The sequence below is a fragment of the Nocardia carnea genome, assembly GCF_029869215.1.
Taxonomy (GTDB): Bacteria; Actinomycetota; Actinomycetes; order Mycobacteriales; family Mycobacteriaceae; genus Nocardia; species Nocardia carnea_B.
Genome location: NZ_JARWPM010000418.1, coordinates 1 through 17,954, shown reverse-complemented (window position 1 = coordinate 17,954; position 17,954 = coordinate 1). Strand labels below are relative to the sequence as shown.

Sequence of the window (17,954 nt, the reverse complement as noted above, 5' to 3'; positions counted from 1 at the left end):
GGATACAGACAGCGCTTGTACTGGTAGTGAAACCACCACGATCGCCGGCTGCGATGATGGGGGATATGCCTGCCATGGATCCGCGCCGGGAACTGGGCGAATTCCTGCGGAGCCGCCGGGAACGCCGCAGCCCCGCCGAGGTGGGGCTGCCCGCCGGGGGCCGCCGGCGCACGCCGGGCCTGCGCCGCGAGGAGGTCGCCACACTCGCCGGAATGAGCGTCACCTGGTACACGTGGCTGGAGCAGGGCCGCCACGTCCGTGCCTCCCGGCAGGTGTGGAACAGTTTGGTGGATGTCCTGGGCCTGGACGAGGTCGAGAGGGCGCATATGTTCCGGCTCGCGGGGGAGATGCCGCCGCGCGCGGACGGGCCGGCGCAGTCACCGGTTGCGGAGCGTTATCGGCCGGTTCTGGATCAGCTCGACCCCAATCCGGCGTTCCTGATCGACCGGCGGTTCGATATCGTCGCCTGGAATCGCGGTGCCGGAACACTTTTCGGCGATCTGGCCGCAGTGGCGGCGCCCCGGCGCAACGTCCTGTGGCTCACCTTCACCTCCGCGCAGCTTCGTGCGGCATCCGACGACTGGGAAGGCGAAGCCGCCCAGACGGTCGCGTTCTTCCGCGCGATGGTGGGTCACGATGTCGCCACCCCGGATATCGCCGGGCTGATCGGCGAACTGGCGGCCGAAAGCGCCGAATTCGGCCGGTTGTGGCGACGAAACGACCTGTCCGCGTTGACTTCCGATACTCGCGTGGTGCGCCACCCGGATCTCGGTCACGTGGAGTTCATGCTCACCAAGATGCGCAGCCTGGACGGCGAACACACCCTGGTCAGCTATCTCCCGCGCGGCGGTACCGAGACAACACGCCGGCTCACCGAATTGGTCGACGGTCATAGAACGACACCGGGAGCGGGCCAGAGGTGAGCCGAATTGCGCCCTGTGGTGGCCAGGTCGAGGTCGTGGTGCCGGGATCCGGACCGATATCGATCATCGGCGCTGTGGGCCGTGCCGAGATGGAATGGCGGAGCCGGGCCGCGGGATCGCCGGTGTTCCATGCCGCTGTCCTCGAGCGGTGGCAGGCTGTGCAGTAGCATCTGTGCGCGCGGCCGGATTCCGTTGCCGGTGTGCGCATCAACGGGTTTCGAGGAGGATTTGTGCAGCTCACGGGTGTCGGGGTGTGGAGTTCGCAGTTGCGCTACGGCGATGCGGCCGAAGCCGCGGAGGCGGCGGCCGAACTCGAGGAGCTGGGCTACACCGCGGTGTGGATTCCCGATGTCGGCGGCCCGGTGTTCGATTCCGTGGACAATCTGCTGGGTGCGACGAAACAGGTTGTGGTCGCGACCGGAATCCTGAACCTGTGGATGCACGAACCGGCGGACGTCGCCGCCCGGTATGCCGCGCTGACCGGTACGTACGGCGACCGGTTCCTGCTCGGAATCGGCGTGAGCCACGCGCCGTTGATCGATGCCGGTGATCCGGGCCGCTACCGGAAGCCGTTGGCGGCCACCCGGTCCTATCTCGACGCGCTGGACGCGACCGCGACCCCCGTCCCCGCGGATGCGCGGGTGCTGGCCGCGCTGGGGCCGAAGATGCTGCACCTCGCGGCGACCCGCGCCGGCGGCGCCCACCCGTACCTGGTCACGCCCGAGCACACCGCCACCGCCCGGGCCACCCTCGGGGACGGGCCGCTGTTGCTGCCGGAACAGACGGTTGTTCTCACCACCGATCGCGACGAGGCGCGGTCCATCGGCACCGACTGGTTGCGCAGCTATCTCCAGCTGCCGAACTACGCGAACAACATCCTGCGGTCGGGTTTCACACCGGAGGACGTGGCCACCGTCAGCGACCGGCTGTTCGACGCGATCATCGCCTGGGGTGACGAGGACGCCATCCTGCGCCGGGTCGCCGAGCACCGGGCGGCGGGTGCCGATCACGTCTGTGTGCAGGTGCTGGACGCGGATCTGCAAGCGTTCCCCCGCGCGCAGTGGCGCCGCCTCGCCGCCGCGCTCGCCTGACCGCACCGAATCCGTTGGGCCCCAGGTGTCCGGGTAGAGGACGTCCGGGCGCCGGCGGTCAGTCGATGGGATCACTCAGCACCGCTTCGGCGGTGATGGGCAACTCGCGCACCCGGACGCCGGTCGCGTGATAGACGGCATTGGCCACCGCGGCGGCGGCCCCGACGATGCCGATCTCGCCGGCGCCGCGTGACCCCATCGGATTGGTGTGCTCGTCGATCTCGTCCAGCCAGATCGCGTCGATGTCCTGCACATCGGCGTGCGCGCTGATGTGGTAGGAGGCCAGGTCGTGGGTGACGATATGGCCGAACCGGTGGTCGCGCACGCTCTCCTCGTGCAGGGCGCCGGAGAGACCCATCGTCATCCCGCCGATCAGCTGGGAACGCAGGGTCCGCGGATTGATCGCGCGCCCGATCGAGAACACCCCGAGCATGCGGGGAATGCGGATCTCACCGGTGTACCGATGGACCCGGGCTTCGGCGAAATGGGCGCCGAACGAATGCAGCGCGAACTTCTCCGCGTCCGGGTTCTCGGCCGGCTGCGCGCTGGTGTGGGCGCCGGCGACCGGGTTGTCGCCGTGTTCGTCCCGGAAGGCGCGGGCGGCGGCGACGACGGCCGACCCCCACGAGCCGATTCCCGAAGAGCCTCCCGCGACGCTGGCCTCGGGGAGATCGGTATCCCCGATCCGCAGGTGCACGGCCGCCGGAGCGCAGCCGAGGGCGTCGGCGGCGATCTGGGTGAGTGTCGTCCAGGTGCCCGTGCCGATATCGGCGGCGCCGATGGCGACGGTGTAGCGCCCGTCGGCACCGAATTCGATCCGGGCGGTGTTGCCGGGCATCGCCATCGCGGGATAGGTGGCCGCCGCGACCCCGGTCCCGGCCAGCCAGTCGCCGTCGCGGCGGGCGCGCGGGGCCGGATCGCGCCCGGCCCAGCCGAAACGATCGGCGCCGGTGCGCAGGCATTCCACGAGGTGGCGTCCCGAAAACGGCCGGCCCGATTCCGGATCGGCTTCCGGTTCATTGCGTATCCGCAGCTCGATCGGGTCGATCCCGCAGGCCACCGCGAGTTCGTCGATGGCCGATTCGGCGGCGTACATCCCGGGACATTCGCCGGGCGCGCGCATCCAGAACGGCACCGGCACATCCAGCGCGACCAAGCGGTGGGAGGTCCGCCGGTTCGCGGCGGAGTACATCGTCCGGGAGGCCACCGCGGTCTGTTCGGCGAATTCCTTCACCCGTGAGGTCGTTTCGACGACCTCATGGGACAGCGCGGTCAGCCGGCCGTCGCGACCGGCGCCCAGCCGGATCCGCTGGACCGTCGGTGTCCGGTAGCCGACCAGTGCGAACATCTGCTGGCGGGTGAGCGCGAATTTCACCGGCCGCCCGGCGCAGCGCCGCGCGGCCAGCAGGGCGAGCACATTGTGGGCATGCGGCGCGCCCTTGGCGCCGAAGCCACCGCCCACGTGGGGCGCGAGGACCCGCAGCTGGTCGGGTTCCAGGCCGAACAGCGGTGCGAGTGTCGATCGGACGGTGTGCACGCCCTGCGTGGAGTCGTACAGCGTGACCTGCGGGCGGCCGGCCGACTCCTCCCAGATCGCGATACAGGCGTGCGGTTCCATCGGATTGTTGTGTTCGGTGGGGGTGGTGTAGGTGCTGTCGATCCGGACTTCCGCGGCCGCCAGCCCGGCCTCGACATCACCGTCGTCGGTGTCGGTGGGGAAGGTGGGGTTCACCTGCTCGGGGGCGTAACGAGCAGGGTCGTCGGCGCGCAACTCGGTGTGGTGCGGCTCCTCCTGGTAGTCGGTGCGCACCAGATCCGCACCCTGGCGGGCGGTTTCGGCGCTGTCGGCGAGCACCGCCCCGATCAGCTGGCCCCGGAAGTGCACGCGGTCGTCCTGCAGAATGCTCAGTTCGCCGTCGGAGGTGTCGTCGAGTCCGGGAGCGTCGAAAACGGTCAGGACCGCGGCCACGCCCGGCAGCCGCGAGGCGGCGGCGGTGTCCATGGCGTGCACCCGGCCCCGGGCCACGGTCGATTGGACCGGATGCAGGTACAGGGGATCGGTCACGGGATGTTCGAAGGCGTACGGCGCCGTACCGGTGACCTTGGCGTGCCCGTCGAGCCTGGTCAGCGGCGTACCCATCGAATCGGCCGGTATCAGTGTCATCGCTGTGCCCGTTCGGTGAGGTCCTGCAGGGTCGATACCAGGGTGCGGCGGGCGAGTTCGACCTTGAACTCGTTGCCGTCCAGCGGGCGGGCCGCGGCGAGTTCGGCCTCGGCCGCGTGTGCGAACGTCTGCTCGGTCGCCGGCGCCGCGGTGAGCGCGGCTTCGGCGCGCCGGGCCCGCCATGGCCGGTGCGCGACCCCGCCGAGCGCCAGGCGCGCGGACCGGATCGCGGTGCCGCCGGATTCGAAGGTCAGTTCCGCCGCCACCGAGACCAGGGCGAACGCGTAGGATGCGCGGTCGCGCACCTTGCGATAGTCGGCCACCGCCCCGGCCGGCGGCGCGGGGAGCTCGATCGCGGTGATCAGCTGGCCGTGGGTGAGCACGGTATCGCGCTCGGGATGATCGCCCGGCAACCGGTGGAACTCGGTGATCGGGATACGGCGTTCGCCGCCGGTGTCCTCGGTCACCACCTGGGCGTCCAGCGCCGCGAGCGCGACCGCCATATCCGAGGGATGCACCGCTACGCAGTGCTCGGACGCACCCAGGATCGCGTGATAGCGGACGTACCCGCCGAACGCGGCGCAGCCACTGCCGGGTTCGCGTTTGTTGCAGGGCGTCGTCACATCCTGGAAGTAGACACAACGGGTCCGTTGCAGCAGGTTTCCGCCGGTGGTGGCGAGATTGCGCAACTGACCCGACGCGCCGGAGAGCAGCGCCCGCGACAGCGCCGGATAGCGGGCCCGGACCACCGGATGCGCCGCCAGATCACTGTTGCGCACGGCCGCGCCCACCCGGAGCCCGCCGTCCGCGGTCTCCTCGACACCGTCGAGCGGCAACCGGCTGACATCCACCAGCAGATCCGGTGCGGCGATACCCAGCTTCATGTGGTCGACCAGATTGGTGCCGCCGCCGAGGAACGCCGCCCCCGGCCGTTCGGCCACCGCGGTCACCGCCTCCCGGGCACTGGTCGCGCGCCGGTACTCGAAAGGGATCACCGCAGGGCCGCCTGCCGGATCGCGGCCACGATATTCGGATAGGCCGCGCAGCGGCACAGGTTGCCGCTCATCCGTTCCCGGATCTCGGCGTCCGAGAGCTCCGCGGTGGCGGTGAGTTCGGCGGTGACGTAACTGGGGTTGCCGGCCTTCGCTTCCGCGAGCATCCCCACCGCCGAGCACACCTGACCGGGGGTGCAGTAGCCGCATTGGAATCCGTCCTGCTCCAGGAACGCCTGCTGGACGGGGTGCAGGGTCTCGCCGTCGGGCAACCCGGCCGCGGTGATCACCTCGGCGCCGTCATGGGCGGCGGCGAAGGTGAGGCAGGTGGTGACGCGGCGGCCGTCGAGCAGTACCGTGCACGAGCCGCACTGCCCGTGGTCGCAACCCTTCTTGGGGGCGGTGACACCGAGCTGTTCGCGCAGTGCGTCCAGCACAGTGGTGCGATTGTCCACGCGCAGCGTCCGCCGCTGCCCGTCCACCTCCAGCGCGATATCGCTGTGATTCTCGGCAGCTGTCATACGGGCCGGTTACCCCTGCCTCACGACCCAAACCGGAGCGCGGCGCACCGAGTCGATTCCGGGTCCCCGGCGGGGTGGATCGGCCGGTCGAGGTCGCGCAGCCGTGCCCCGCTGCCGTGGCGTCGCAACGCGACGATCTCCGCGGCGATGGATACCGCCGTCTCCTCCGGTGTGGCCGCACCCAGATCCAGGCCGGTCGGGGCGGCGAGGCGCCCGAGCTCGGCCTCGGTGACACCGGCGGCCCGCAGCCGGCGCAGGCGGTCGGCGTGGGTACGCCGGCTGCCCATGGCGCCGATATAGCCGGCCTCGGTACGCAGCGCCGCGGCGAGCAACGGGACATCGAATCTCTCGTCGTGGGTAAGTACACAGAGCACGGTCGACTCGGAGACCGGCGTTTCCGCCAGGTACTCGTGCGGCGGGCGCACGACGACCTCGTGGGCTGCGGGGAAACGCGCGGCCGTGGCGAAAGCCGGCCGGGCGTCGCAGAGCGTGACCCGATAGCCCAGGAAACGGCCGATCCGAATGAGCGCGGCGGCGAAATCGTCCGCGCCGAAGACGAGCATGCGCGGCGGCGCGGGAAAGGACTGGACGAATACCCGCAGGTCCGGGAAGCGCTCGGTTGCGGGCAAGTCGAGCAGGCCGCTGGTCTCCGGATCGGACCACGCCCGTACCCGCTCGAGCGGTTCCGCCGCCGGTTCGCGGTCGGCGCCGGGTGCCGGGATCAGCGTATGCCGGGGGGCCGAGTGGCCGGCCCCGGCGAGGACGGTGGCCAGCGCGATCGGCTCGCCCCGCCGGCGGGCGGCGACCAGGGGAGCGAGGACCGCCCGCAGCGAGCCGTCCACGGGTTCGACATAGACATCGAGCCGGCCGCCGCACGGCAGGGCCGGGGCGGCGAACTCGCCCGCGGCGCCGTCGTACCGCAGTTGCTCGGGAGTTCCGCGGCCGATGACCTCCTGCGCCCACGCACAGATATCACCATCGACGCATCCGCCGGAGATACTGCCCGCGACACCGCCTGTTTCCGAGACCGCCAGCGCGGTTCCGAGCGCACGCGGCCGCCCGGGCGAACTGTCCACCACCCGTGCCAGCGCGGACCGTGTTCCGGCCCGCGTCCACCGCAGCATCGCGTCCCACGCATCGCTCATCGTTGGCGGGCCAAGGGCGCGTGGCGCGGGGCGGCCGGGGTTGCCGCCACCGCCGACGGTATGCGCGGTACGCCCGCGTCCGTGTCATCGCTCATGCCCGCGGCGTACCCACCGCGGCCCCCGCCATGCGCGCGCCCGGCCAGGTCGTGGGCTCGCGCAGGGCGTGGACGCGGGCCGGCGAAGGCGGGGACCGCGAGTCCCGCGCAGTCGAGACGATCGATCGATGGTCGCGTGCCGACTCGGAAAACATCGTGATCCCAGTCCGCGCACGACCGGCGTGTGGTCCCGTTTCGGGCCGTCGCCGGTGGGTAAGTTCGCGCCCATGAACGCCGGCCCCAGCGCATCGACCCTCGAGCACGCCGTCGGCCTCGCGGCACGGGCGCCGTCGCTGCACAACAGTCAGCCCTGGCAGTGGCGGGCCGACGGCGACGTCCTGCGGTTGTCCGCGGCGCGGGAGCGCATGCTGCCGACGACCGATCCGAGCGGCCGCCAGATGCTGATCAGCTGCGGCGCCACCCTGGATCATCTGCGCGCCGCGATGGCGGCCGCGGGCTGGCGGTTGTCCGCCGACCGTTTCCCCGACCCCGGAGATCCCGAACTGCTCGCTCACATCACCTTCGAGCACGCACCCACGGTGGTCGAGGACGACCGTGCCCGCGCGGACGCGATCGACCGCCGCTACACCGACCGCCTGCCGTTCGGGCCGCCCCCGGCTTGGGACGAATTCGAGCCCGCCCTGCGGTCCGCGGTCGAGGACCGGGAGATCCGCGTGGACGTCCTGGCCGAGGACGATCACCCGGCCCTCGCGCACGCCACGCAAATGACCGGCGCGCGGCGACGCTACGATTCGGCCTACCACGCGGAGCTGCACTGGTGGACCGGTCATGTGATCGGCGGCGCCGGTGTGCCGAAAACCTCGCTGATCTCCCCGGAGGAACACGAACGGGTCGATATCGGGCGGCGCTTCCCGACCGTACCCACCGAATCCGATACCGCTGCGGACACCGCCGAAGATCATGCCGTGGTCCTGGTGCTGTCGACCGGCGCGGATACCCGCGACGACCACGTACGGTGCGGGGAGGCGCTGTCGACCGTGCTGCTCGACGCCACCGCCGCCGGCTATGCCACCTGCCCGCTCACCCACCTGACCGAGATATCCGACGGCAGAACGGCGATCCGCGAACTGATCGGCGGCGACCGCCTGCCCCAGGTACTGATCCGGGTCGGCGCGCCACCTCGGCGCGACCGGCCACCGGCCCGTACACCACGGTTACCGCTCGCCGAGATATTCTCCGCTTCCGCGTGAGGAACCTAGCCCTGATCACATCAAGGCAGCACCTGGGGGATCACATCCGGCCGGAAGTAGCCGACCAGCGCACCGATCACCGAACCCAGGAGCGAGCCGCCGGATCCGGTGGCCGAACCGACGGCGGAGCCCACCGATCCGCCCACGGACGAGCCGTTGAGTACGGGATCGGGGATCAGGGCGTGCGGATTCGTCGCCACTTCCTCGCGCTTCTGCAAGGGGATACCCGCCACCGGCGCGGCATGGGGCACAGCGGTGTCCGCGGTGGACGGTCCCGCGACCACAACCGCCGCGGCAAGCGGCAGCGCACCGGACGCCAGCACCCCCATCGCCTTGGCGAAGCCATGTCCTGTCATCGTTTCTCCCAGCCTTTCCGGCCCTCGGTCCGCGCGCGGACGCACCATGCGGCCGGACTGCCTCCGGCTGCCTGGATCATAGGCAGCCCGGAGGGGCTCCGATCGAAACGATGTGACGAATGACAATGTGTCACAGGGAAACCGGTGATCAGCTGGAACTCGCCCCGGCTCCGCCACGAACTTCGCCGATCCCACGGCACCCGCCGGAGACTGCTTCGGCGGGCTCACTGCCCGGGAGCCGGTACGCGGCGCCCGCTCCCGTGGGCGCTGATGCCGTGGGTGAGGATGGCCGCCAGTTCCCGGTAGGCCGCGGCATCGTCGAGTCCGGTGGCGGTGCGGACGCCGCCCTGCTGGATTCGCACCATCACGGTTGCGGCCAGGTCCGCGGCGAACGCGGCGTGGACGCCGCGGAATGCGCCGGTGGTCACGCCCTCGTCGATGAGCTCTCGAACGCGGCGGGCGGCGATACGGGTATTGCGTTCGTACACTTCGCGGGCGGGGGCGAAGGCGTCGAGATCGGTCATGAACCGGTCGGAGGCCACCGCCAGCGCCGTGCCGACCGCGGTGAGGTAGGCGGCGACGCGGTCCAGTGAACCGGTGGCCGTCGACACCTCGGCTTCGACGGTGGCGGTGGCGCGTTTGAAGAAGTGCACGGTGGCGGCGGTGACCAGCTGTTCCTTGCTGTCGGCAAGGGTGTAGAGCGTGGATTTGGAGCAGCGCAACCGGGCCGCGACGGCGTCGAGAGTCAGGTGCGCGAACCCTTCCGTGAGGAACAGTTCGACCAGTGCGTCGAACAGTTCCATGCGGCGGCGGGTCGCGAAGGCCGAGCTCTGCTCCATGGAGCGAATAGTACTGCGGCGAGCCTTGCAGTACTGTTTTCGGAACAGTACTGTGACGGGCAGCAAAGTACTATTCTGCGTAACCCCGGAGGATTTCCTGTGGCTGTCGAACGACTTCTGCCCACCGACGAGGCCCGGGACCTCATCCATCTCACCCGGGATATCGCCGATAAGGTGCTCGCCCCGATCGTCGACGAGCACGAGAAAGCCGAGACCTACCCCGAGGGCGTGTTCGCGACCCTGGGCGAAGCCGGGTTGCTGAGCCTGCCGTATCCGCAGGAGTGGGGTGGCGGCGGCCAGCCGTACGAGGTGTACCTGCAGGTGCTGGAGGAGATCGCCGCGCGCTGGGCGGCGGTCGCGGTGGCTGTGAGCGTGCACGGTCTTTCCTGCTATCCACTCATGACCTTCGGCACCGAGGAACAGAAGCAGCGGTGGCTGCCCGAGATGCTCGGCGGTACCACCGTCGGCGCCTACAGTCTGTCCGAACCGCAGGCAGGTTCGGATGCCGCGGCGCTGGCCTGCAAGGCGACCGCGATCGACGGTGGATACCGGATCGAGGGCGCCAAGGCGTGGATCACCCACGGCGGTATCGCCGACTTCTACAACCTGTTCGCGCGCACCGCCGAGGGCTCCAAAGGTATCTCGTGTTTCCTGGTGCCCAAGGACACCGAGGGGCTGAGCTTCGGCAAGCCCGAGGAGAAGATGGGGTTGCACGCGGTGCCCACCACCTCCGCGCATTACGACGGCGCTTTCGTCCCCGCCGAACGGCGGATCGGCGCGGAGGGGCAGGGGCTGCAGATCGCGTTCAGCGCGCTGGATTCCGGCCGGTTGGGCATCGCGGCGGTCGCGGTGGGGCTCGCACAGGCCGCGCTGGACGAGGCCGTGTCCTACGCGCAGGAGCGAACGGCGTTCGGCCGCAAGATCATCGACCACCAGGGGCTGGGCTTCCTGCTCGCCGATATGGCAGCGGCGGTCGACTCGGCACGCGCGACCTACCTCGACGCCGCGCGCCGCCGCGACGCCGGCCTGCCGTATTCCCGGCAGGCGTCGGTGGCCAAACTGGTCGCCACCGACGCGGCCATGAAGGTCACCACCGACGCGGTGCAGGTCCTCGGTGGTTACGGCTACACTCGCGACTTCCGGGTCGAGCGGTATATGCGCGAAGCCAAGATCACGCAGATCTTCGAGGGCACCAACCAGATCCAGCGACTGGTGATCAGCCGCCACCTCGCCGGCTGATCGGCCCCAGCGAACCCCCAGCCGGGGCCCAGCGAACTCCCAGGCCCGCTCCATACGGTCGAGCCCATGACGAAGCACAGTTCCCCGGATCTTCCCGCCGCCGGCCGTCACCGCCGCCGGACGGCCTGGGTGTCGGTGCTGCTGGCCGGTGGGCTTCTCCTCGGTGGCTGCGCCGCCGAGCAGAGCGATACCGGTGCCGCGACCTCGGCCACGGTCAGCGCGGTCGCCGCGGCGGCCGGTTCCTCGGACAGCACGCAGTCGGCGACCACGGCCGAAACCATCACCGAAGCCGCGGCCGCCGCCCAGCGGTTCCTCGACACCCTGTCGCAGGAGCAGCGCGACCAGGTCGTCTACGCCTATGACGACGAAACCAAGAGCACGTCCTGGTCGAACTTCCCTGTCACGTTCGTCGACCGGGCCGGTCTGAACCTCTCCGAGCTGACCGGAACTCAGCGGGCCGCGGCGCTCGAGGTGCTCGACGCCCTGCTCTCCGACGAGGGGTACAGCACGGTGACCGGCATCATGGGCGGCGACGAGTTCCTGCACGAGAACAGCAACTCGACCGAGGACTCGCTCGGCCAGTACTACCTGGCGTTCTTCGGCGATCCGTCCGACTCGGGTAGCTGGGAGATCCAATTCGGCGGGCACCATATCGGTATCAACGCCACGCTTGACGGCGCCGCCGGCACCGTCACCTTCGCCCCTACGCACCTGGGCACCCAGCCTGCCGTCTACACCGATTCCGAGGGCACCGAGGTGCAGCCGCTCGCCGGTATGTACGAGACCGCCTTCGCCTTCTACAACAGCCTGACGCAGGCTCAGCAGGCGAAGCTGTACCAGGGCACCCAGGTGCAGAACATGGTCTGCGCGCCCGGCGGTACGTGCGATTACCCCACCGGCACCGGTCTCGCGGGCTCGGAGCTGACCGACGAGCAGAAACAACTACTGCTCGACGTGATCGCGAACTGGGTGGGTCTGGCGGACGAGGAGACGACGTCCGCGGAGCTCGCCGCGATCGAGGCGACGCTGGACGAAACCTCCGTGAACTGGTCCGGGGCGACGACCTACGACATGACGCAGGGCGAGGGTATCTACTTCCAGATCTCCGGGCCGAAGGTGTACATCGAGTTCGCGAACCAGCAGGGTTCGGCCGGGGCCGACGTCGACGGTGTCGTGACCTCGGGCTGGGGGCATGTGCACACCATCTACCGCGATCCGGCGAACGACTACGCCGGTAGCGTCACCCAGCAGGAAGCCGCCGGACCGATGGGCGGACCGGCCGGTGGATCCGGTATGCCGCCTACTCGATGATGCCGGGCTGGCGGTCGGTCATCTGCCGGCCGGGATCATTACCCAGCCGCGGTAGCAGGACACCGAGCGCCACCATGCCGGCGCCGAGCCCGAAGTGCAGCCAGTTGTCGGCGGTGTCGAGCGGGACGAAATTCGCGTCGCTGTCGTAGTCGATCAGCAGGCCGTAGATCCACAGGATCAGGTAGATCACGCCGCCGCCGATCAGGTAGGCGCGGGCCCACGAGCTCCGCGCGCCCGCGGCCAGGCCCGCGACACCGAAGGCCAGGTGTACGAGGTTGTGCAGGACCGACACGTTGAACAGGCCGAGCAATTGGGCGCCGGAGTGGTGACCGGCCCATTCGAGGCTGCTGTAGTTCGTGGTGATCCCCGGGACGAACCCGAGTATCGCGACGAGCACGAAGACCGCGCCGACGGCCAGTGCGGCGAGCTGAACCGGCGAACGGGCGGTACGGGGGGAACTGATGCGCTCGGACACTTCTCTTCCTCCTCCACCCGGTGCCCACGCGAGACCCTCCCGTGTACCGGCAGCCGGGATACGGTGGCGGATGCCCGGCCGGGGTCGCGGCAAACCACTCGGCCCGGCTCTCGTCCCGATTTCCTGGGACGATGTGCGCCGCGGCGCCGGAAGGATTGTCGCGGGCCGCTCAGCCGCCCTGCTCGTAGAACGCGCGGACGGTGTCGACCGTATCGGCTTCGGCGGGGGTTTTGTCGTCGCGATAGCGCACCACACGGGCGAATCGCAAGGCCATGCCGCCGGGGTAGCGAGTGGAGGTCTGCACCCCGTCGAAGGCGATTTCGACGACCTGTTCCGGCCGTAGTTTCACGACGTATCCGTCGGTGGGGCCGTCGGCGAGTTCGGTGAAGCGCGCGGTCTGCCACTGCAGCATGGCGTCGGTCATCCCCTTGAATGTCTTGCCCAGCATCACGAATCCGCCGGTGGCCGGGTCGCGTGCGCCCAGGTGGATGTTGGACAGGGTGCCGGTGCGCCGGCCGGAGCCCCATTCGACGGCGAGGACCACCAGATCCAAGGTGTGGACGGGTTTGACCTTGAGCCAGCCGGCGCCGCGGCGGCCGGCTTCGTAGGGAGCCGACGGCGATTTCGCCATGATGCCTTCGTGTCCGGCGGCCAGCGTGCGGTCCAGGAATTGCTGTGCGGCGGCCGCGTCGGCGGTCACCAGGCGGTCGACGCGCTGGTCGCGGGGGACGAGCGCGTCGAGCGCGGCGAGGCGGTCCCGGGTGGGGAGATCGAGCAGGTCTCGGCTGTCGAGGTGCAGCAGATCGAAGAAGAACACCGACAGCGGTTCGAGATCACCCGGATTCTTGCGGCCGAAGCGGGCCGCAGTGACCTGGAAACGATGCGGCCGGCCGTCGGGGCGCAGGGCGATCGCTTCGGCGTCGGCGATCAGATCGGTCGCGGGCAGGGCGAGGGTGGCCGCGACGACCTCCGGCAGCCGATCGGTGACCTCGTCGAGGCTGCGGGTGAACACCGAAACCACCGAACCGGCCCGGTGGATCTGCACCCGCGCGCCGTCCAGCTTGGCTTCGAGCACCGCCGTCCCGCCGAGTCGTTCGAGGGCGTCGGTGACTCCGGTCGCGGTCTGCGCGAGCATCGGCCCGATCGGCCGCCCCGCGCTGAGCCGGAACTCCGCCAGCGCCGCCCGGCCCCCGGTGAGCGCCGCGGCCGCGACGGCGGGCACCGCACCGGTCAGCATGGCGGCGCGCCGGATCTCGGCGGCGGGTATCGCAGCGGCTTCGGCGACCGCGTCGGCCAGCACACCCCTGAGCGCGCCTTGGCGCAACTCGCCGCTGAGCAGGCGGCGGAGGAAAGTCTGCTCGGTCTCGGACGCTGTGGTGAACAGATCGCGGAGCAGTTCGGCCCGTTCGGTGCGGGAGCCTCTGCCCGCGACCGCCCCGATCCGGGTCAAACGTGCATCGACGTCGGCGACCGTGAGCGTCGGTGTCGTAGACGGCTGCGGCAGCGACCGCAGCGCCGCCCAGCCCACCCCGATCTGACGTTGCGGCAATTCCCCCGACAGCCAGGACGCCGTCACCGCGATCTGTCGCGCATCGCCGGACGCGGCGCTGCGGCGCAGCAGTGCGGCGAGACGGCCGGTTTTCGCCCGCCGCGCCGATACCGCGGCGATCTCGGCGGACGCGGCGGCGATCTCGGCGAACAGCACGTCAACAGCCTGGCACGCGCACCCGCCCGGGGCAATGACGCCGCTGCACGGGGGGCAGCGCGCCGGTCCGGCTCGGAGTGCGCGGTGCCGGCGGTATTGTCCGCGCACGCGCGCCGGCCGGGCCGCGCTCACCAGTGGTGCTGTATCTCAGCATTCACTTGTCGCCGGGATACCGCGCAGCCGCTCGTCCAGCCAGAGCACGGCTTCGGGATAGCCGAGGCCCGCTGCGATGATGTGTTCACCGGGCACACTGCGATAGACCGCCGTGACGCCGAGCGCGCACTGTTCGAGGTAGAGGTTGCGGGCACCTTCGGCCGGGATCCAGAACTCCTGTTCGCCCTGGTAGATGTAGAGCGGCGTCGCCGCAGCGATCCCCGCCATCCGGGTCACCTCGTAGATATCCCGGGCCAGCGGCGAACGCAGGGGGTCGGCGATATTCGCGGCGATATCGATCGGCAGATGCAGGATGCCCGGCAGCGCGAAAACGCTGATGCACTGGTCTTTCATCGGTGAGGTACTCACCCACCGGGCCAGGTTGTTCATCCGCGCCAAAAGCTCCGGCCGCTCGCGCGCGATGCCGAAGACAGCGCCCATGAACACGCCCGAGGCCAGGTTGGCGTTCATACTGCGAGACAGGATCTCGAAGTCGGCGGGCACCCCGCCGAGCGCGGCACCCGCCAGCGCCGGGGCGAGTTCGGGTGCGTAGCTTCCGATGAGTTTCGCCGCACCGTGGGTGGCGATCGCGCCGCCGGAATAGCCGGTCATCGCGAATCTGCTCGCCCCGAACTCCGCCGGCCGCCAGCCCCGGACAGCGCGCACCGCGTCCAGGACCGCATGACCCGCGACGTAGGGTTCGGCGTAGGCCATCCGCGGACCCTCGTGATCCGGAATGAGTACGGCAAAGCCGCGCAAAGCCGCGAGGTGGGTGGTGGGCGGGAGGAAATCGGTGATCGCGCTGTCGGCCGAGAGACCGTGCGCAAGCGTGTAACTCGGCGTGCAGTGCCGCCCGAGTGCGTCGATCGGGAGGTTGTTCACCACCACCGGCCGCGCTCCCGGAACCGGTGCGGCGGTCGCCGGAATCACCAGCGTGGCCGTGGCGTAGGACGGACGGCCGTGGGCGTCGGTGGTCCGGTATTTGAACAGCACCGCCTGCCGGATCGGTACGACCACCAGCGGCGCGGCCGTGGCGGTGATATCGCGGACATCGAGCACCGCACCCGGGGCGTAACCCGCGAGGTTCGCCGGCCACCGGTCGAAGATCGGATCGCCGACCGGCGCGGGGAGCACCGCCTCCCGCAGCGCCGCCAGTTCCGGTGCCAGAGCGGCAGTTCCGTCCGTCTGTACCGGCTTCGGCGCCGGCGCGATCGGTGGCGGGGGGATCACCCGGTCGATCCATTCGTGGATTCCGGGCAGGCTCGCCCCACTCGTGTTCGCGGGTGGCGGGAATACCGGCAGTGCGGGAATCGGGAGCCCGGGTGCGGCGGGCGGCTGGGCGGCGGCCTGTCCGCTGAGCAACAGCACGGCGGTGAGCAACGCGAGTGCGCCGGCACGTAAACATTTCATGGCACACGTCCCTGGGTGCGATATCGATATGGCACCCGAGGAGATGCGGGTCTCCGTCCCCCGAAACGTCCCCTGTGGTATCGGGGCCAGGGGCTCAGAGTACGTGACCGGCAGTCTGTTTCAGTGCTGTGTCACAAGATTGAGACGAGTTGCTGCTGATCCGAGACAATTCGGCGGGTCAGCGGTGCGGGTCCGGCGGTGACGCGAGGTGCCCACAGGAGCTGGGCGGCGGTGCCCGGGCGGGGAGGCCACGCTGGGTATCGAAGTGCCGCCGGGCCTCGCCGACTGGGCGCGCCGCAGCGGCGGGCAGCACCAGAATCTCGCGCATCACAGGCCCACGCTGACCGAGGTCTGCCGCCCAGTGGCCGCCCGCGCGGGCGCTTCGGTTCGGCGCTAACAATGTGACCTCCGATTCTGTCCGATGTGAATCGACTATGTAGCGGCACGGTGGCGTTCAGAGGTGAAGCCAAGCGTGGACAACTGTCTGGTACAGCTGATAAGTTATTGGATATTCCACAGTTTGTGGAGGCCAGGATTCACCAGATTTCGGCGGTGATCGAGCTCAATGAGGAGTGGCGGCATGGATGGACTCAGCAGGCGCGACGCGTTGAAGGCCGGTGGGGTGGCCGGTGCTGCCGGGGCGTTGGCGGTGGTGGCGGCGACATCCACGGGGCGGGCGCAGCCGTGGACATGGTCGCCGGAGGGGTCGGTGGCCGGTTCGGGCGCCGGCGCCGATCCGATGACGGTGTGGGATCCCGAGGCCGACGAGCTGGTCGCCGGCCTGATCGATCGGGGTGAAGTCCCCAGGGTCAACGATCTGTTGCGGACCTGGACGCGCAACGGTCAGCCGTTGCCTGCCGGGTTACCACCGGAATTACGGGATTTCATGGAGTACGCCCGCCAACTGCCGCAGTGGACCGATCCGGCCAAGCTGAACACCGCGATCGAGTTCAACAAGAAACGCGGCCTGTATCTCGGTGTGCTGTACGGGTTCGCCAGCGGCATGATGAGTACGGTCATCCCCAAGGAAGCCCGGTCGGTCTACTACTCCAAGGGCGGTCACGACCTCAAGGACCGTATCACCAAGACCGCGAAACTCGGCTATGACATCGGTAGTAACAACGCCTACGCCCCGGACGGGGAAATGGTCGTCACCTGTGTGAAAACCCGTCTGGTGCATGCGGCCGTGCGGCATCTGCTGCCGCAGTCACCACACTGGGTGCATTCCGCCGAAGAGAATATTCCGATCAGCCAGGACGACATCATGGTCACCTGGCACAGCCTGCCCACGACCGTCATGCGGCATCTGACGAACTGGAAGGTGCCGATCCCGGTGCACGAGTCGGAGGCGTTCCTGCATTCCTGGCAGGTCGCGGCCCATATGCTCGGGGTCCGGGACGAATACATCCCGAAATCGTGGCCGGAAGCCAACTCCCAGGCGGAGCAGGTCCTCGACCCCATCCTGATGCCGACCCCCGAGGGCATCAAACTGGCCGATCGGCTGCTGAGCCTGGGCGCCAATGTCGACCTCGCGATTCTGAGCAAGCCCGTCCTCGGTTCGTTCACCCGCTTCCTGCTGGGCGACCGGATCGCCGACGGACTGCACATTCCGCGCGAACCGGTCTGGGATCCGCTGCTCCGGTTCAGCTGGGGCCCGTTCATCGCGGTGCGCGAGGGCATTCTCACCGCCGTCCCCCCGATGGGCGACCCGTACTGGCTCCTCGACGAGTTCCTGCGCAAGGGCGCGCTGATGTACCTGTCCGAATTGCGGATGCCGATCAGTATCGAGATCCCGACCATGAACCGCGATATGAGCGTGCCACCGCGCTGAACCCCCTCGACGTGCCATCCATTCACTATCAAGGAGCGCGATGACGCCCACCACTCTTCGTCTTGCCGTCGCCTCGATCGCCGCGGTGAGTCTCGTCGGTACCGCGGCCGGCGCGACGGCCCAGCCCGGCTCGGCCCCGTCCGCCGTGCCGGTGGCCGAGGCCGAATCCGGAACCGGTTCGTCGGCACTGGATGCCGGGTCGGCGGCGGCGCGGACGGCCGGGATACTCGTCGGCAACGGCGATATCATCGGCATCATCGTCCTGCTCGGCATCACGCCTTTCCAGATGCTCACCGAAGGCGTCTGCGATCTGGCCACCATGTCGGCGCTGCCGAGTCCCTGCTCCCCGGGGCGGGCCCACTACCCCTCATAAGCCGGTCCGGGAAGAACGGCCGCGCCCCCGCCCAACAGCGGGGCGGCCGCTTACCCGGGTCGCCCGGGGCGGGGCCAGGGTTGAACCGGGGGGGGTAAAAGCCGCACCCGGTCCCCACCA

The 17,954-nt window shown here is 69.7% G+C and carries 17 protein-coding genes; 8 read left to right on the top strand and 9 right to left on the bottom strand.

Annotation, left to right across the window (positions count from 1 at the left end; all coding sequences use genetic code 11):
• Positions 1-65: 65 nt before the first annotated feature.
• The 3 genes from QH276_RS30680 to QH276_RS30670 all read left to right on the top strand — a co-directional run bounded on the left by QH276_RS30680 (position 66) and on the right by QH276_RS30670 (position 2,014).
• The gene (locus tag QH276_RS30680; protein WP_280400921.1) at positions 66-923 is read left to right on the top strand and encodes a helix-turn-helix transcriptional regulator; all 858 of its coding nucleotides are present in this window, start codon (positions 66-68) and stop codon (positions 921-923) included.
• Positions 920-1,090, top strand: coding sequence for a hypothetical protein (locus QH276_RS30675; protein ID WP_280406983.1), 171 nt, complete (start codon positions 920-922; stop codon positions 1,088-1,090). The genes QH276_RS30680 and QH276_RS30675 overlap by 4 nt, the downstream gene beginning before the upstream one ends.
• Positions 1,091-1,153: 63 nt before the next feature.
• Entirely contained in the window at positions 1,154-2,014 is an 861-nt protein-coding gene (locus tag QH276_RS30670; protein WP_280400920.1) for an LLM class F420-dependent oxidoreductase, read from the top strand.
• A gap of 58 nt (positions 2,015-2,072) precedes the next feature.
• Here the strand turns inward: QH276_RS30670 and QH276_RS30665 are convergent, their stop codons facing one another.
• The 4 genes from QH276_RS30665 to QH276_RS30650 are packed head-to-tail and all read right to left on the bottom strand — an operon-like array spanning position 2,073 to position 6,836.
• A complete protein-coding gene (locus QH276_RS30665) occupies positions 2,073-4,178 on the bottom strand; it encodes a xanthine dehydrogenase family protein molybdopterin-binding subunit (protein WP_280400919.1) in 2,106 nt (701 codons plus the stop codon).
• Positions 4,175-5,173 (bottom strand): FAD binding domain-containing protein, encoded by a 999-nt coding sequence (locus tag QH276_RS30660; RefSeq protein WP_280400918.1) that lies wholly within the window; start codon positions 5,171-5,173, stop codon positions 4,175-4,177. The genes QH276_RS30665 and QH276_RS30660 overlap by 4 nt, the downstream gene beginning before the upstream one ends.
• Positions 5,170-5,691, bottom strand: coding sequence for a 2Fe-2S iron-sulfur cluster-binding protein (locus QH276_RS30655; protein ID WP_280400917.1), 522 nt, complete (start codon positions 5,689-5,691; stop codon positions 5,170-5,172). Before QH276_RS30655 ends, QH276_RS30660 begins: the two co-directional genes overlap by 4 nt.
• A gap of 20 nt (positions 5,692-5,711) precedes the next feature.
• Entirely contained in the window at positions 5,712-6,836 is a 1,125-nt protein-coding gene (locus QH276_RS30650) for an XdhC family protein (protein WP_280400916.1), read from the bottom strand.
• 322 nt (positions 6,837-7,158) lie between these two features.
• On the opposite strand from QH276_RS30650, the gene QH276_RS30645 reads away from it, so the two are divergent.
• Positions 7,159-8,142: an Acg family FMN-binding oxidoreductase gene (locus tag QH276_RS30645; RefSeq protein ID WP_280400915.1), complete on the top strand. Its 984-nt coding sequence runs from the start codon at positions 7,159-7,161 to the stop codon at positions 8,140-8,142.
• 20 nt (positions 8,143-8,162) lie between these two features.
• Here QH276_RS30645 and QH276_RS30640 read toward each other — a convergent pair whose 3' ends face one another.
• Together QH276_RS30640 and QH276_RS30635 are read right to left on the bottom strand one after the other, a co-directional pair.
• Positions 8,163-8,498, bottom strand: coding sequence for a glycine zipper domain-containing protein (locus QH276_RS30640; protein WP_280400914.1), 336 nt, complete (start codon positions 8,496-8,498; stop codon positions 8,163-8,165).
• Between the two features lie 224 nt (positions 8,499-8,722).
• A complete protein-coding gene (locus QH276_RS30635; protein WP_280400913.1) occupies positions 8,723-9,337 on the bottom strand; it encodes a TetR/AcrR family transcriptional regulator in 615 nt (204 codons plus the stop codon).
• A 99-nt stretch (positions 9,338-9,436) separates the two neighbouring features.
• Between QH276_RS30635 and QH276_RS30630 the strand changes: the two genes are divergently transcribed.
• The gene (locus QH276_RS30630; protein ID WP_280400912.1) at positions 9,437-10,576 is read left to right on the top strand and encodes an acyl-CoA dehydrogenase family protein; all 1,140 of its coding nucleotides are present in this window, start codon (positions 9,437-9,439) and stop codon (positions 10,574-10,576) included.
• Positions 10,577-10,642: 66 nt separating this feature from the next.
• On the top strand, positions 10,643-11,887 hold the full coding sequence (locus QH276_RS30625; protein WP_280400911.1) for a DUF3500 domain-containing protein: 1,245 nt from the start codon (positions 10,643-10,645) through the stop codon (positions 11,885-11,887).
• On the opposite strand, the gene QH276_RS30620 is transcribed toward QH276_RS30625, so the two are convergent.
• The 3 genes from QH276_RS30620 to QH276_RS30610 all read right to left on the bottom strand — a co-directional run bounded on the left by QH276_RS30620 (position 11,877) and on the right by QH276_RS30610 (position 15,630).
• On the bottom strand, positions 11,877-12,362 hold the full coding sequence (locus tag QH276_RS30620; protein ID WP_280400910.1) for a DUF4383 domain-containing protein: 486 nt from the start codon (positions 12,360-12,362) through the stop codon (positions 11,877-11,879). The genes QH276_RS30625 and QH276_RS30620 overlap by 11 nt on opposite strands.
• Positions 12,363-12,531: 169 nt before the next feature.
• The gene (locus QH276_RS30615; protein WP_280400909.1) at positions 12,532-14,067 is read right to left on the bottom strand and encodes an ATP-dependent DNA ligase; all 1,536 of its coding nucleotides are present in this window, start codon (positions 14,065-14,067) and stop codon (positions 12,532-12,534) included.
• Between the two features lie 147 nt (positions 14,068-14,214).
• Positions 14,215-15,630, bottom strand: coding sequence for a lipase family protein (locus QH276_RS30610; RefSeq protein ID WP_280406982.1), 1,416 nt, complete (start codon positions 15,628-15,630; stop codon positions 14,215-14,217).
• Positions 15,631-16,210: 580 nt separating this feature from the next.
• Here QH276_RS30610 and QH276_RS30605 point away from each other — a divergent pair.
• Both QH276_RS30605 and QH276_RS30600 read left to right on the top strand, forming a co-directional pair.
• Entirely contained in the window at positions 16,211-17,461 is a 1,251-nt protein-coding gene (locus QH276_RS30605) for an oxygenase MpaB family protein (RefSeq protein WP_280400907.1), read from the top strand.
• Positions 17,462-17,501: 40 nt separating this feature from the next.
• Complete coding sequence (locus tag QH276_RS30600; RefSeq protein ID WP_280400906.1) at positions 17,502-17,834, top strand: hypothetical protein; 333 nt, start codon at positions 17,502-17,504, stop codon at positions 17,832-17,834.
• Positions 17,835-17,954: the final 120 nt, after the last annotated feature.